General features: G+C 62.7%; 10 protein-coding genes. 3 read left to right on the top strand and 7 right to left on the bottom strand.

Annotated elements, in window-relative coordinates:
- The first annotated feature begins 189 nt into the window (after window positions 1–189).
- The 3 genes from D0B32_RS16390 to D0B32_RS16380 all read left to right on the top strand — a co-directional run bounded on the left by D0B32_RS16390 (window position 190) and on the right by D0B32_RS16380 (window position 4,876).
- Window positions 190–1,338: an iron-containing alcohol dehydrogenase gene (locus D0B32_RS16390; RefSeq protein WP_117335040.1), complete on the top strand. Its 1,149-nt coding sequence runs from the start codon at window positions 190–192 to the stop codon at window positions 1,336–1,338.
- Between the two features lie 83 nt (window positions 1,339–1,421).
- Window positions 1,422–1,865: a thioesterase family protein gene (locus D0B32_RS16385; protein WP_117335039.1), complete on the top strand. Its 444-nt coding sequence runs from the start codon at window positions 1,422–1,424 to the stop codon at window positions 1,863–1,865.
- A gap of 395 nt (window positions 1,866–2,260) precedes the next feature.
- Complete coding sequence (locus D0B32_RS16380; RefSeq protein WP_259295028.1) at window positions 2,261–4,876, top strand: hypothetical protein; 2,616 nt, start codon at window positions 2,261–2,263, stop codon at window positions 4,874–4,876.
- Window positions 4,877–5,610: 734 nt separating this feature from the next.
- On the opposite strand, the gene iolB is transcribed toward D0B32_RS16380, so the two are convergent.
- From iolB to D0B32_RS16345, 7 genes are all read right to left on the bottom strand, one after another.
- Complete coding sequence (gene iolB / locus D0B32_RS16375) at window positions 5,611–6,414, bottom strand: 5-deoxy-glucuronate isomerase (RefSeq protein WP_117335038.1); 804 nt, start codon at window positions 6,412–6,414, stop codon at window positions 5,611–5,613.
- The gene (gene iolE / locus D0B32_RS16370; protein WP_117335037.1) at window positions 6,411–7,337 is read right to left on the bottom strand and encodes a myo-inosose-2 dehydratase; all 927 of its coding nucleotides are present in this window, start codon (window positions 7,335–7,337) and stop codon (window positions 6,411–6,413) included. Before iolE ends, iolB begins: the two co-directional genes overlap by 4 nt.
- Window positions 7,338–7,347: 10 nt before the next feature.
- Complete coding sequence (iolD, locus tag D0B32_RS16365; RefSeq protein WP_117335036.1) at window positions 7,348–9,303, bottom strand: 3D-(3,5/4)-trihydroxycyclohexane-1,2-dione acylhydrolase (decyclizing); 1,956 nt, start codon at window positions 9,301–9,303, stop codon at window positions 7,348–7,350.
- Window positions 9,300–11,315: a 5-dehydro-2-deoxygluconokinase gene (gene iolC, locus D0B32_RS16360; protein WP_117335035.1), complete on the bottom strand. Its 2,016-nt coding sequence runs from the start codon at window positions 11,313–11,315 to the stop codon at window positions 9,300–9,302. Before iolC ends, iolD begins: the two co-directional genes overlap by 4 nt.
- A gap of 123 nt (window positions 11,316–11,438) precedes the next feature.
- A complete protein-coding gene (locus D0B32_RS16355; RefSeq protein WP_117335034.1) occupies window positions 11,439–12,245 on the bottom strand; it encodes an ATP-binding cassette domain-containing protein in 807 nt (268 codons plus the stop codon).
- A gap of 14 nt (window positions 12,246–12,259) precedes the next feature.
- On the bottom strand, window positions 12,260–13,429 hold the full coding sequence (locus D0B32_RS16350) for an ABC transporter permease (protein WP_117335033.1): 1,170 nt from the start codon (window positions 13,427–13,429) through the stop codon (window positions 12,260–12,262).
- Window positions 13,430–13,609: 180 nt separating this feature from the next.
- A complete protein-coding gene (locus D0B32_RS16345; protein ID WP_117335032.1) occupies window positions 13,610–14,656 on the bottom strand; it encodes a sugar ABC transporter substrate-binding protein in 1,047 nt (348 codons plus the stop codon).
- Between the last annotated feature and the right edge of the window lie 44 nt (window positions 14,657–14,700).

Here is a 14,700-nt window from a genome sequence, read left to right as displayed (position 1 = left end):
CAGCGTGTCTTGAAAACACGGGCGCGTGGAGCACGCAGGAGACGACAGACAATTACATAGAGACAAACGCACAGAGATAACTACACAGAGACAGACACACAGTACATCCACGAGACAAATACCACAGCCCCGCCCGCGAATCTGGCGTAGCGGCGCACCCATCCCCATCATCCGGACGACGATTCTGACATGGCCTATATCTACTACCTCACCCACATCCATCTGGGCTACGACGCCCTCGCACAACTGCCGTCGGAATGCGCGCGCATTGGCATCAAGCGGCCGCTCGTAGTCACCGACAAGGGCGTGGTCGCGGCGGGCGTTGCCCAGCGCGCGCTCGACGCGCTACAGCTTGGCGACGTGCCGGTATTCGACGATACGCCTTCGAATCCGACGGAAGCGATGGTCATGGCCGCCGCGAACCGTTACCGTGAGGAAGGATGCGACGGGCTGATCGCGGTTGGCGGCGGCTCGTCGATCGATCTGGCCAAGGGCGTGGCGATTGCGGCCACGCATCCGGGGACGCTCGCGCAGTACGCCACCATCGAAGGCGGCAGCGGCAAGATCACCGACGCCGTCGCCCCGCTGATCGCGATTCCCACCACATCAGGCACGGGCAGTGAAGTGGCGCGCGGTGCGATCGTGATTCTGGATGACGGCCGCAAGCTTGGCTTCCACTCGTGGCATCTGTTGCCGAAGTCGGCGCTGTGCGACCCTGGCCTGACGCTCGGCCTGCCGCCCATGCTGACTGCCGCGACGGGCATGGATGCCATCGCGCACTGCATCGAAACTTTCCTCGGATCGTCGTTCAATCCACCCGCCGATGGCATCGCGCTCGACGGTCTCGAGCGCGCGTGGGCCAACATTGAGCGCGCCACGCACGATGGCAGCGATCGCGACGCGCGTCTGCACATGATGAGCGCTTCCATGCAGGGCGCGATGGCGTTTCAGAAGGGACTGGGCTGCGTGCATTCGCTATCGCATCCGTTGGGCGGCGTGCCGGTGAACGGCCGCACGTCCTTGCATCACGGCACGCTCAACGCCGTCGTGTTGCCGGCGGTGTTGCGCTTCAACGAGAGCGCGGAGTCGGTGGTCGCCAATCATCGCTACGCCCGCATGCGTCGCGTGATGGGGCTCGCGGAAAACGCCGATCTCGCCCAGGCCCTGTTCGACATGACCGCGCGCCTTGGATTGCCCACGGGGCTGCGGCAGATGGGCGTGGATGAAAGCGTGTTCGACAAGGTGATCAAAGGCGCACTCGCGGACCATTGCCACAAGACCAACCCGCGCGAAGCAACCGCGGAAGACTACCGCCGCATGCTGACCGAGTCGCTCTGAGCGAATCACCTGGACACGCCGCACCTGCACCTGGACCTGGACCTGCACCCGTACTCGCACCCACTTACGCTCGACTGACCGCGATGAACAAACACGTACCCGCACCACGCCATGCCTACCCGCATTTTCTGCCCATCGCGACGCGCTGGATGGATAACGATGTCTACGGTCATGTGAACAACGTCGTCTATTACAGCTACTTCGATACGGTCGTGAACGAGTATCTGATTCGCGTCGGCGTGCTCGACGTCGAGCGCGGCGCGACCATCGGACTGGTGGTCGAAACGCAGTGCCGGTACTACGCATCGATCACGTTTCCCGAGCGCATCGAGGCGGGTCTGCGTGTGATGCGGCTCGGCACGACGAGTGTGCGCTACGAGGTGGGCCTGTTCAGGGAAGGCGAGACGCAGCCGGCAGCCGAGGGCCATTTCGTGCATGTCTACGTGGATCGCGCGACACGCCGGCCGGTGCCGCTACCGGCCGGGTTGCGCGCGGCGCTCGAGCCGCTGGTTGTCCCGAGCGAATAGCAGGTTTCAGGGCACCCGGCGTCCTGTTGACGGACCCCGGGTGCCAACGTCGCAATGTGCTGCGGACGTGCTGATCTGCGCTGCGACTCGCCCGACCATCATCCCTTGCGCCATGCTGCGGTTTTTCTCCGCGCCTCTCCTGTTTGAATTTCCGTTTTGCAAAGCAGCACGCGCCAATGCTGGAGCGGCTCTGCGCCCGGCCGGCCCAGCGATTCAAACGCTTGATCGTTTGGTGAGCATCCTCCAGGAATCTTGTCGGCAACACGCCCACAAATAAAGACAATCACAGCAGGCGCGTGCAGCTATGGCGCCGGTGCGCAAGCCGTGTTCGCGCCATCAATAACGCCGTTCCGGACTGGCCATGCAGCGACGCGGCACCAGGAGGGGGAGACATCATGCCGAGAGAACGCATCGAACAGGCGCGGTCGGGCGCGGGACAGCGCCCGGCTGCGCTGCCGCAAGGGCGGGTAGCGGCTCACTGGCGCTTGACGGCCAGCGCCGCGATCGCACTTTTCCTTGCTGTCGTGCTGACTGCGACGGGTTGTGCCAACGCCACCTCGACAGCGAATCAGCCGGTCGCGACGTCACCGCTGGCCGCGAGCGCGCCCGCTATCGACGATGGCGTACAGCGCGACACGTCGCAGCAGGCCAACACGGCGCGTGGTGCGTTGACCAATCCGGATAGCGACGACTGCAGCACCACCAACGCCACCAACGCCACCAACGCCACCAACGCCACCAACGCCACCAACGCCACCAACGCCACCAACGCCACCAACGCCACCAACGCCACCAACGCCACCAACGCCACCCACGCCACCAACGCCACCAACGCCACCAACGCCACCAACGCCACCAACGCCACCAACGCCACCAACGCCACCAACGCCACCAACGCCACCAACGCCACTGGCCTCCCGCAAGCCGCAGCCGCCGGGCGTCCGCAGCTCGAACGCGCCAAAGCCTGCCAGCTCGCGCAGGAACAACGCGTGGCGGCACGCGATCCATCGCAAGGCGGTTTGAGCGAGCAGCGCTCCCGTCCGTTGACGCTGCGTGATTCCGGTATCGACGGTTCGTTGATGTTTGCGCGCGACGTGGACTTTAGGGTCACCGGCGACATTGGCTTCATGATTCACCGGATGGCCGCGACGATGCAGCCGTCGCATGCCGATGCGCCGATCGTGTTCGACGATCCGACTAGCGTGAGCATCGACGTGCATCGCGGCGAAGTCACATTGGATAGTGCAAAACTCACGGCGATCTTCAACCGCTACCTGTTCCAGTACGCCGGCTCGCCGCTGCGCGATATGCGTGTCGTGCCGCAGGACGGCGGCACATTGCGCATCACCGGCGAAATGCATCGTGAGACGTGGGTGCCGATCGTGCTGAGCGGGACGCTTTCGATGCGCAATGCCGCCGAACTCGTCTTCCACGCGGATCATATTGAGGTAGCGGGTGTCGCGGCCGACAAGCTGATGCAGGCCGCGCACGTCAAGATGGCGGACCTCTTGAAAGTGGACACACCGATTGCGCGTCTCGAAGGTGACGACGTGGTGATGCAGGTCGAAAAACTCACGCCGCCGCCGGCGCTGCACATGACGATCACGCGCATCGACACATCGGCGGCGGGCGTGAGCTTTACGCTCGACGATCACACACTGCGCGACATCGACTGGCCTCGCAACATGCCACCGCGCGGGATGCTGGTGGAGGGCGGCGACGTGAAGTTCATGCGTTCGATGCCGATGAACATCGACATGGCCTTGATACCCGCCGACGCCAACACGCCATTCGTGCTCGACCTGTATCACTATCGCGAGCAGATGGCGGCGGGGTACTTCACCTTCAATCAAGCGGGCGCGCTGACCGTGCATTTGCCGTCGTATACGGCGCTGGCGGGCGCGGCGCACGATTCCGCGTCACAACAGACCGGCAGCGCGAGTGCACGCTACAACGACAGCATCATTCGCGCGCAACAGGCCGCGTTGGCGCTGGCGCGCGCGCAGTGGCAGAGCGTGCCGCCGGCATTGCGTACCGCATCGACCTCTCCAGCATCGCCGCAAACGACACTGCGCGCGATGCAGGTCTCGATGCGACCCGCACCTGACGATCTCGCGATGCAGTCGCACAGCACGGCACTCACGGACGAGCGCCATTCGTCAGGACCGGCACCGCTGATCCATATGCAGAACGTGGACTTTTACGTGTCGGGCCGGATTGGCTTTCACGTGCGATCGCTGGATGCGCAGATGGTGCCGAAGAAACCGGGTCAACCGGTGGATCTGGACGATCCGAATCAATACGACATTCACATCATCAGCGGAGAGGTGATCGAACCGTGGCCGGCGATGGCCGCCTTGTTCAACGATTACCTGCTCGACTACGCACCGCGCTCGCTGAACGATCTGAAGCTGACACCGGAGCATGGTGCGTTGCAGGTGACAGGCGGCATCAAGTTGTGGAACCACTTCCCGGGCGTGTGGCTGCCGACCACGATGACCGGCACGATCGAAGCGCGCGACGAGCGGCACCTCGTGTATGCACCGACGTCGGTGAAAGTATTGGGCGTGCCGCAGGCGGGGCTGTTGCGGGCGCTGGACATTCCGTTAGCGTCGCTGACACCGTTTGTGCGAAAGGGGGTGGCGTTGCAGGGAAACGAACTGGTGTTTGATCAGTACACCGTATTTCCACCGCCGGTTTTGCAGGGGCATCTCGCGAGCGCGGCAGTGACGAATGAGGGTCTTGTGTTGAAGTTCAAGCGGGAGGGCGGCGCGGTGGTGGCGCGGCCACCAGCTGACGCGGGCGGAAGTTTTGTGTGGATCGAGTCGGGCGACATCAAGATGTTTGATTCGTTGGTGACGAATGGGCGCACCTTGATATTGGATTCTTCCCGGCCTGCCGGGGAGGCGATGAGGTTTGGGCTTTATTCTTATCGGAGGGAGGTCGCCAGGGGGCGGGTTTTTATGGGGGGTGATGGAGGGTTAAAGGTCGATCTTGCTGAGTGGCCCTGACGGTTGGTTTTTTTTACCTGCGGTGCTCGCTGTTTTTGTTGGCGTTTTCTTGCATTTCTTTTTGGCGTTTTCTTGCTTTCTTTTTGGCCTTTCCTTGAATTCTTATTGGTTTATTTGTGTTGCCCCTGTGCGGGGCGGCACCTACTTTTCTTTGCCTGCCGCAAAGAAAAGTAGGCAAAAGAAAGCGGCTCACACCGCCAGCTTGTAGGTGTCTCCCTCGCCACTCCCGCGGCATCGGTCCGAGACGAGAGCTTCCCTCGCGCAGTAACCATCGTGACAAAGGGCTCATTCATCCCACTCCGCACTACGTGCGTCGCGGCCGCGGACACGTCGGAAAGCGGCCAAACGCCAAACGCCAAACGCCAAACGCGGAAAACCGGAAACTCTTGGGTGGTGAATGAGCAGTGGGCTGTAAAAGTTTGGCGAGGGGTTATACCCTCCGGCGGGGCGCGAAGCGCGACGCTGGAGCGGATGACTGCCTGGTCACGGGCGAGGGTGGTGCGAGAGCGGGTCTCGTCTTCGGACCACTCCCAAGGAAATTCAGTGGTGGACACCTAACAGCTAGCGGTGTGAGCCCGCTTTCTTTGCTTACTTTCTTTGCGGCGGCAAAGAAAGTGAGTGCCGCCCCGCACAGGGGCAACACAAATAGACCAATAAGAAAGCAAGGAAAGGCCAAAAAATAAAGGCCAAAAACAAAAAACCCAAACCACCAGCGCCGCAGGCAAAAAAAACAACTACTTTGCATCCCTAACTACTATCCATTCATGCACAGGATCATTCTTAAAATGCCAAACCCGATCCTTCCCCGCCATGACATTCAAATAATAAGAATCATACCCGTACGGCACAACAACAGGATGATACCCACGCGGCACCATCACCACGTCGTGGTCCTCCACCGCCATCGACTCATCAATATCCCTCAAATCCGTATACACGCGCTGAAAAGCAAACCCCTGCGGCGGATTGAGCCGATGATAATACGTCTCCTCCAGCGAACTCTCGAGCGGCACATTATCCGTATCGTGCTTGTGCGGCGGATAACTCGATGCATGCCCACCAGGCGTGCGTACCTCCACCACCAGCAACGATTCCGCCGGCTCCCCCTGAGGCAGGATATCGCACACATACCGCGTATTCATGCCCTTGCCACGCGTCGAACGCTTCATCTGCGAAGGCTCGATCAAACGCATCGGATACTCGCCCCTCGCCGGCGCGCTCGCCACGCCCACCTCGGCATCGCGCACAGCCCGCACGGTTGCGCGGACACCCGGCGGCAAATACACCGCGTACGGCGACGCATCCTCGAACACGCTGTCACGCGAACCCAGACTGCTCCACGTCGTATCGCCAGCTTCGATATCTACCGCACCCGCCAGCACTACGATGCACACCTCGCGCGTCGGTTCGAGCACGTGCACCACCTCCTGCGCGCCCAGCCTGTACGCCGCAAAGCCCACGTAGCGCCACGCCGCCGTTTCCGGCGTCACTCGCGCGATTGTCTGGCCCTCGCGCTGCGCCTTTACCAGCAAACTCATGCTGCCTCCTTCGCTGCAGACGTTCCCGTACCCAGCGGCGCATCGACCAACGCCCGCAAGGTTTGATAACCCTTCTCGGCATACGCATACGAGCGCGCAATCACCGGGTCCTGCTCGGCTTCCACCACCAGCCAGCCGCGATAGCCATGCCGCTTCAGACGATCGATGATGGTCGGGAAATCCACCGCGCCATCGCCCGGTACCGTGAAGGCACCGTTGATCACCGAATCCAGAAAACTCCAGTTGCCGTTGCGCGCCAGTTTCATCACCGCGGGACGCACATCCTTGCAGTGCACATGACACACCCGCTCGATGTATTTGTCGAGAAACGCAACCGGTTCGCCACCCGCAAACGTGATGTGCCCCGCGTCGAACAGCAGGCCAACGGCGTCGCTCGTGCGTGACATCAACTGCTCGACATCCGCCGGCGTTTCCACATACGCGCCCATGTGATGGTGATACGCAAGACGCACGCCACGGTTCAGCGTATAGCGCGCGAATTCGTCCACGCGTGCGGCGTAGGCGTCCCACTGTGCCGCGCTGAAAAAGCGCGGCCGTTGATACAGCGGTCGCGGCGCGCCCTGGATCGAATCGGCCACTTCGCCATACACCATCACGGTCGCGCCATTTTTTGCCAGCAGATCCAGATGCGCATCCACGGAGGCAATCTCGTCCGCCACGCTGCCGCGCGCCAGTCTGCCCGAATACCAGCCGGACACCAGCGCGAGATCGTATTGCGCGAGCAGCGTCTTCAACGCCTGCGGTTCACGCGGAAACTTGTTGCCGAGTTCGAAGCCCTGATAACCGATTGCACGACCCTCGGTAAGCGCCACTTCGAGCGGGGTTTCGCCACCCAGTGAAGGCAGATCGTCGTTCATCCACGACAACGGGTTGATGCCAATGCGTACGTCGAACTGAGTCATACGGCCATCCTCAATCATTGATAGTGTCGTCGGCAGCCTGCGCACGCGCGGCAATCTGACTGTCGTATTGCGCGCGAGCCTTGCGGACCGTTTCGCGCGTCGAGACTTCCGGCACCGCCACTTCCCACCACCAGCCGCCATCGTCGGTGGTGCGGGCCGCATCCGTGTCGATGCAAACGAGGTACGTGCGATCCGCGGCGCGGGCGCGCTGCATCGCGCTTTCGAACTCGGCGACGTTCGCGACGTGCTCGGCCTGGGCGCCGAGCGAGCGTGCATGCGCGGCGAAATCAATGGCCGGTGCGCCGAGCGGGCCTTGCTGGCAGTCATCGAACATGTTGTTGAACGGTGCGCCACCGCAGGCTTGTTGCAGGCGATTGATACAGCCGTAGCCGCGATTGTCGAGCACGACGATGATCAGCTTCGCCCCCAGCATCACCGAGGTCGCAATCTCGCTGTTCAGCATCAGATAGCTGCCGTCGCCCACCATCACGATCACTTCACGTTCGGGATGCGCGAGTTTCGCGCCGAGCCCGCCAGCGATCTCGTAGCCCATGCACGAGTAGCCGTATTCGACGTGATAGGCGCCTGGACGTCCCGCGCGCCACAGCTTGTGCAACTCGGCGGGCAGCGTGCCGGCCGCGCAGACGACGATATCGTCCGTGGTCGAGGCCGCACTGGAACGCTGCACCGCGCCGATGACATCCGCGTCGTACGGCAGCACGTTGTCGCGTTGCGGCGCATGCGTGAGCGTGTCGACGGTGTCGCGCCAGCTCGCTGAGAGCTTGTGTGCGAGCGCGGTCCATGAACTGTCCGCACGCCAGTCGCCCAGTTGTTCCGTGAGCGCGCCCAGCGCGAGACGCGCGTCGGCTTGCACGACGAGCGCGCGATGCTTGAGACCATCGAACGCATTCGGATTGATGCCGATCACCTCGGCCTGCGTGAACAGCGTGTTCGAGCCGGTCGTGAAGTCCTGCAGACGCGTGCCAATTGCGAGCACGCAGTCGGCATCGTGAGCGAGCGCATTGGCTGCGGGCGAGCCTGTGACGCCCAACGCACCCGCGTTCAACGGATCGTCCCAGGCGAGCGATCCTTTGCCCGCCTGCGTTTCAGCAACGGGAATGCCGTAGGTGGTCGCGAAGGTGTGCAGCGCGTCCGTTGCATGACCGTATAGCACGCCGCCGCCGGCTACGATCATCGGCCGCTTTGCGCGACGAAAACGCGCCAGCGCGGCCGCAATTTCTTCGGCAATCGGCGCGGGCGAGTGGAAACCCACCACGCGCGGTTCGAAGAAATCCGCGGGGAAATCGTAAGCCATTGCCTGCACGTCCTGCGGCAACGCGAGCGTGACGGGGCCGCACAGGGCCGCATCTGTCAGTACGCGTATCGCGCGCGGCAACGCCGTGAGCAACTGCGCCGGATGCACGATGCGATCGAAGTAACGCGAAACTGGTTTGAACGCGTCGTTCGCGGAGATACCGCCGTCCTGGAAGTCTTCGACCTGCTGCAACACCGGGTCCGGTGCCCGCGAGACAAAGATGTCGCCCGGCAACAGCAGCACCGGCAGACGGTTGACGTGAGCGAGCGCGGCGGCGGTGAGCAGATTGGTCGCGCCCGGTCCGATGGACGTGGTGACGGCCATCATGCGGCGGCGGAAATGCGCCTTGGCAAAAGCGATCGCGCTGTGAGCCATCGCCTGTTCGTTGTGTGCGCGCAGGGTCGGCAATGCTTCGCGGTACTGATAAAGTGCTTCACCGATTCCGGCCACGTTGCCGTGACCAAAGATCGCAAACACGCCGCCGAACAGTGGCTCGACGCCGCTGCCGTCAACGGTCTTGACGCGCTGTGCCGCCAGATAGCGCACCAGCGCCTGTGCTGCCGTGAGACGCAGCGTGCCTGGCACGGCCGGTGCGGTCGATTCGGCCGTGCTCTCGGCGACGGCCTCGTGATGCAAGACGCGTTGGTTCATGCCGCCTGCTCCTGGTGAACGGGGTGCGACGCGCTCGTCTGCGTGGCGGGGTTGCCGCGCGCGGCACGCCACGAGGCGATCAGCGTTTCGAAGGTGTGGCGCACGCGCCCAATCAGTTCGTCATCGCCAATCGTGCCGGCAAGCCATGCCTGACTCGGCTCGTGAAAGATGGTGCGGCCCACGGTGAAGCCCCGGCAGGTTGCCGATTGCGCAGCAGCGCGGAAGCCCTCGTTGAGCTGCTCGACCGCCGCCGACAAACCGAGCAGCACCACGCCACGGCAATACGGATCGCGCTCGGCGATGAGGGCGTCGATGGCTTGCCACTGCGCGGCATCCATTGGCTCCAGCTTCCACCATTCCGGATAGAGACCGATGTTGTACAGCCGCTTGAGCGCGCGATACACCGTGTCCGGCGCCTGCGGCAAATGCCTGGGCGGAATCACTTCGAGCAGCAGTTCGTGGCCGCTTGCCTGGGTCGCGTCGTAGAGCGCACGCAGTTGCGCTTCCTGTTCGAGACGCTGCTCGATTGGCTCGTCAGGATGGTATTGCACGAGACACTTGACCACATGCTCCTGCGGCCACGCGATCAAGGTCGTGCCGACCGAGCGGCCATGATCGAACACGAGCGGCACCGAACCCGGGAGTTCGACCGGGCGACCGATCCACCAGCCGCGCCCCGTTGCCGCGTTCAGCGCATCCTGGCCGTAGCGGTCGTCGATCAGCACGCCAATGCGTCCTTGCAGGCCGAGTGCCTGCTCGGTTTGCGCAACCGCTTCGACAAACAGACCTTTGAGTTTCGCCACCCGCGATTCATCCGCGCCGGTCTGCTGCGCGAGATCGAAGAACTGGTTGCGATGATCGAATGCGAAGCCGAGCACTTCGTCCCACTGCTTGCGCGCGGGCGTCACACGGTGCAGGCGCGCGAGCCTGGCGTCGAGGTCGGGGCGGCGCATCCGTTGCGGATCGGCCTTCGCTTCGGCGAGAAAGTATTCGAGTTCGGCAGGCGTCGGCATGGCCGGCGCGCAGCCGTGACGTGACACCACCAACGCGCCGCTCGCGTTGGCCGCACGCGCGCAGGCGTCGAGCGGTTCGTCGCGCAACCAGCCGGAGAGGAACCCGGACGCAAACGCGTCACCCGCACCCAGCACGTTCAGCACTTCGACCTGCACGCCGCCATGAATCGGCGCGTCGTCGAGCGAAGCGGGTATGGCGCCGTCGATGATCTGGCAACCCAGCGGGCCGCGTTTGACCACCAGCGTGGCCGGCGTCACGCTGCGAACCTTGGCGAGCGCGTCGATCAGATTGTCCTTGCCGCCGGCAATGCGGAATTCTTCCTCGGTGCCGATCACGAGATCCATCAACGGCAGGAAACTCTGGATGTGCGCGCTGACGTCCTCATTGGCCACGAAGCGGGTTTCGCCGTCGGCCTTGCCGGTGAGTCCCCACAGAACCGGGCGATAGTCGATGTCGAGAATCGTGCGCACGTTGTTGCGGCGCGCGTATTCCAGCGCGCGGCGGCTGGTGCGGTTCACCTGCGCGGTGGAGAAGTGCGTGCCGGTGATGAGCAGCGCTTTCGACGACGCAATGAAAGCCTCGTCGAAATCGGCTTCGTCCACGGCCATGTCCGCACAGTCCTCGCGATAGAAAATCAGCGGGAAGGTGTCGCGATCCTTGAGGCCGAGGATCACGAGTGCGGTCAGTCGCGCATGGTCAACGGGCACGTGGCTGACATCGCAGCCTTCCTTGGCGAGCGTCTCAGTGAGGAAGCGGCCCATGTGGTCGTTGCCGACGCGTGCGAGCATTGCCGACTTGAGGCCGAGGCGCGCACAGCCGAAGGCAATATTGGCTGAGGAGCCGCCGAGGTATTTCGCAAAGCTCGACACGTCCTCGAGCCGCGCGCCCACCTGCTGCGCGTAGAGATCGACGGCGAGCCGGCCAAGGCAGATGATGTCGCGGCTACGGCCCGTCGCAAAGCGGCTGGTAGCGGCAGAAGGGGTACTGGTAAGAGCCATGAAATTTCCTGAATATCGAGGCACGCTACGAAGCAAAGGCGCGCAATGATGGCGCGATCAGTGGCACGCAACTGCGGCATGTAACAGCGGCACCTGGCAGCGGCGCTTGAAGCAGCACGCACATCAGATGGTCGCGCCTTCCAGCTCGCCGATCATCTTCTGCATTTCCGCGCCACCCGCCATCATGTCGAGCACCTCATCCTTGCTGATGGTGTCCTTGGTGAAGGTGCCGAGCGATTTGCCGCGATTGAGCAGCGTGAAGGAATCACCAATCGGATACGCGTGGTGCACGTTGTGCGTGATGAAGATCACCGAAATGCCTTTGGCGCGCGCTGTGTGGATCAGCTTCAGCACGTTGAAGCTCTGCTTCACGCCGAGTGCGGCCGTCGGTTCGTCGAGAATCAGCACGCGTGCGCCGAAGTGGATGGCGCGTGCAATCGCGAGACATTGCTTTTCGCCGCCCGACATCGTGCCGATGGGCTGATGCGGATCGCGCACGTTGATGCCCATTTCCGCGAGTTTGTCGCGCGAGGCGGTGGCGCAATGATCGAGATCCATCACGCTAAGGAACCCGAACAGTTTCTTCTGCGGCTCGCGTCCCATGAAGAAGTTGCGGGCCACGGAGAGCAGGGGCACCAGCGCAAGATCCTGATACACGGTGGCGATGCCCAGATCGAGCGCGTCTTTCGGCGACGTGAAGTGGACCGGCTTGCCGTCCACGAGATAGGTGCCTTCGCTCGGCTGGTGGACACCCGCGAGCGTCTTGATCAGCGTGGATTTGCCCGCGCCGTTGTCGCCCAGCAGGCAGTGCACTTCGCCGCGCTTCAGGCGGATCGTGATGTCCTTCAGCGCAATCACGTTACCGAAATAGCGGCTGACGTTTTCGAGCGACAGGATGTAATCGTCGCTGGCAGCTTGTGTCGTACTCATCTTGAGCTCCTTGCTTAGCGCGATGTCGAAACGCGGCTGCGCACGTAGTGGTTGAACAGCACCGCGAACAGCAACATCACGCCGAGGAAAACGCGGAACCAGTCCGAATCGATGTTCGTGTAGGTGATGCCGATCTGCACCACGCCGAAGATCAGCGCGCCGAAGCAGGCGCCGATCACCGAACCATAACCGCCGGTCAGCAGCGTGCCGCCGATCACCGCCGCGATGATGGCTTCGAATTCAGCCTGCAAGCCACGGTCTGCCGCAGCCGAACCGATGTCGCACACCTGCAGCACTGCGTACAGGCACGAGCAGAAGGCGGTCAGCACGAACAGTGAGATCTTCACGCGACGCACCGGCACGCCGACGTTCTTCGCTGCGTTGGCATCGCCGCCCACTGCGAAAATCCAGTTACCCGTGCGTGTCTTGGCGAGGGTGAAAGCGCACACCGCTGCCAGCGCGAACCACCACAGGATGACTTTGGGAATGCCAGGTACGAGCGGATTGCCGTTGTCGAGCATCTTCAGCAGGCCCATGTGTCCGAGTGTCACGAACAGGCCCTTGAAGGCAACGCCCTGGAACAACGTATGAGCGAGCCAGTCATGTGCGGCCACGTCGCCCACACCAGAGATGATGGTGCGATCGGCGAACATCACCGAGAGCGCAAGCGTGAGGCCGCGCAGGATGAACAGGAAAGCGAGCGTGACGATGAACGACGGCAGCCGCGTGCGCATCACGAGGTAGCCGTTGAGCGCGCCGAGCAGCATCGAGCCGACGAAAGCGAACAGGATGGACAGCCCGATCGGCCAGTGGAAATACATGGTGGGCAGCGCGACCATCATGCCAGCGAAGCCGATCATGGAACCGATCGACAGGTCGAACTCACCGGCGATCATCAACAGGCACGCGCCCACGGCGATGATGCCGAGGTAGGCCGCGACCTGCGACCAGTTCATCACGCCGTCGAGGTTGAACATGCCGGAGTTGCCGGCGGCAAACCCAAACACGAGGAAGACCATCACGGCGCCAGCAAGCGCGGCGAATTCGGGGCGGTTCAGCAGATGTTTGAACCAGGATTCACTGCGTACGCGCTCATCGGAAGCGACCGGCGTGGCGCCTGCTGTCGCAGCGGCGTCCTTGTCGGAAGGGTGATGTTTGGCGTGAAAGGGGTTGGCGACGCCCATTGAAGCTCTCCTTGATGCACCTTGTGCGTAACGTCGTTCCGACGCCGTGCAAGCGGTGCGTGATGCAAGTGAAGCATTGCTAGAGGGGGCGGCCGGGCCGGGCCGTGCCGGCTGACGGCGCGCACACCCTTCGAGTCTGCGGGGACGGGTGGGCCGGCCCCGCATTCAATGCGAGATTCGTTAGCGGTACTGACCTGCGTACTTGACGACCTTGTCGATGTTCTCCTTGGTAATGAAACCCGGACCCGAACCGATATTGCGCGGGCCGTAGGAAGGAGCCAGCCCGTAGGTGGACAGGCGGCCCTGGAACTTGGCGTTGGATTTCAAAGACTGCGCGATCTTGGCCGGATCGGTGGTGTGCTCTTTCTTGGCGATGGCGAGCACGGCGACGGCAATGTAACCCTGCAGGTACGGTTGCTGGTCGATGGCGAACTGGCAGGTGCCGTCCTTGATGGCCTTGGCGATGTCGTCGTCAAAGTCGAAGGTGGCGAACCACATCTTGCCGGCGAGACCCATCTGCTGCAGTGCCTTGATGGTCGGTGCCGCCGAGAGCGGGCCGAGCGCCAGCACGCCGCCCGTATCCGGGTGATTGCGCAGATACGCGCTCACTTTCGACTGGATGCCGGTCGGGTCCGTACCCGCGTCGAGCGTCGAGGTCTTGAAGTCGACGCCGAGCGCATCGGCGAAACCGCGGCAGCGTTCAAAGGAAGCCGGATTGGTGGCGTAGTGGTTTACGCACAGGAACGATTTGACACCTGCTGCCTTGGCTTTTTCACCGGCCGCTTTACCGGCGGTGTATTCGGGTTGGCCGATGTGCATGATGGCGCCGAGATCCGCGCTTTGCTGTTCGGTGCCCGAATTGATCGTGACGAGCGGAATGTGCTTTTCAGTGACCTTGCCGATCGAACCCTTCAGCACGTCGTAGTCGGCGATGGTGACGATCACGCCGTCGTAGTTGCGTGCCGCTGCCTGTTCGATCAGACGCGCCATGTCCGCGATGTCGCCGTTAGGCGGATTGCGGTAGTCGGTCTGGACGTTGAAGTCCTCGTCGGCCTGTTTGATGGCGTTCTTGATGGTGTTCCACCACGAGTCCGAGTCGGGTGCGTGGCTGATCAGAACGAAGTGCGCGTCGGCTGCCTGAGCTGCCGTTGTAGCCGCGATGCCCGCCGTCAGCGCCAGTGCCGCCACCAGAATCTTGAGCGCAGCCTTGCCATTGCAAAGTCTCATTGTCTCCACCTTTATCGGTCTGTCGTTTTTGAAGGGAGCGGATG

Source organism: Paraburkholderia sp. DHOC27 (genome assembly GCF_003429005.1).
Classification (GTDB): Bacteria; Pseudomonadota; Gammaproteobacteria; order Burkholderiales; family Burkholderiaceae; genus Paraburkholderia.
Note: the sequence above shows the minus strand (reverse complement) of the source record. Positions and strands in the feature narration are given on the sequence as shown.

Bases quoted from the DNA above. Each gene is read 5' to 3' on its own strand.
- D0B32_RS16390 (WP_117335040.1), top strand. From the start codon at position 190: ATGGCCTATATCTACTACCTCACCCACATCCATCTGGGCTACGACGCC.
- D0B32_RS16385 (WP_117335039.1), top strand. From the start codon at position 1,422: ATGAACAAACACGTACCCGCACCACGCCATGCCTACCCGCATTTTCTG.
- D0B32_RS16380 (WP_259295028.1), top strand. From the start codon at position 2,261: ATGCCGAGAGAACGCATCGAACAGGCGCGGTCGGGCGCGGGACAGCGC.
- iolB (WP_117335038.1), bottom strand. From the start codon at position 6,414: ATGAGTTTGCTGGTAAAGGCGCAGCGCGAGGGCCAGACAATCGCGCGA.
- iolE (WP_117335037.1), bottom strand. From the start codon at position 7,337: ATGACTCAGTTCGACGTACGCATTGGCATCAACCCGTTGTCGTGGATG.
- iolD (WP_117335036.1), bottom strand. From the start codon at position 9,303: ATGAACCAACGCGTCTTGCATCACGAGGCCGTCGCCGAGAGCACGGCC.
- iolC (WP_117335035.1), bottom strand. From the start codon at position 11,315: ATGGCTCTTACCAGTACCCCTTCTGCCGCTACCAGCCGCTTTGCGACG.
- D0B32_RS16355 (WP_117335034.1), bottom strand. From the start codon at position 12,245: ATGAGTACGACACAAGCTGCCAGCGACGATTACATCCTGTCGCTCGAA.
- D0B32_RS16350 (WP_117335033.1), bottom strand. From the start codon at position 13,429: ATGGGCGTCGCCAACCCCTTTCACGCCAAACATCACCCTTCCGACAAG.
- D0B32_RS16345 (WP_117335032.1), bottom strand. From the start codon at position 14,656: ATGAGACTTTGCAATGGCAAGGCTGCGCTCAAGATTCTGGTGGCGGCA.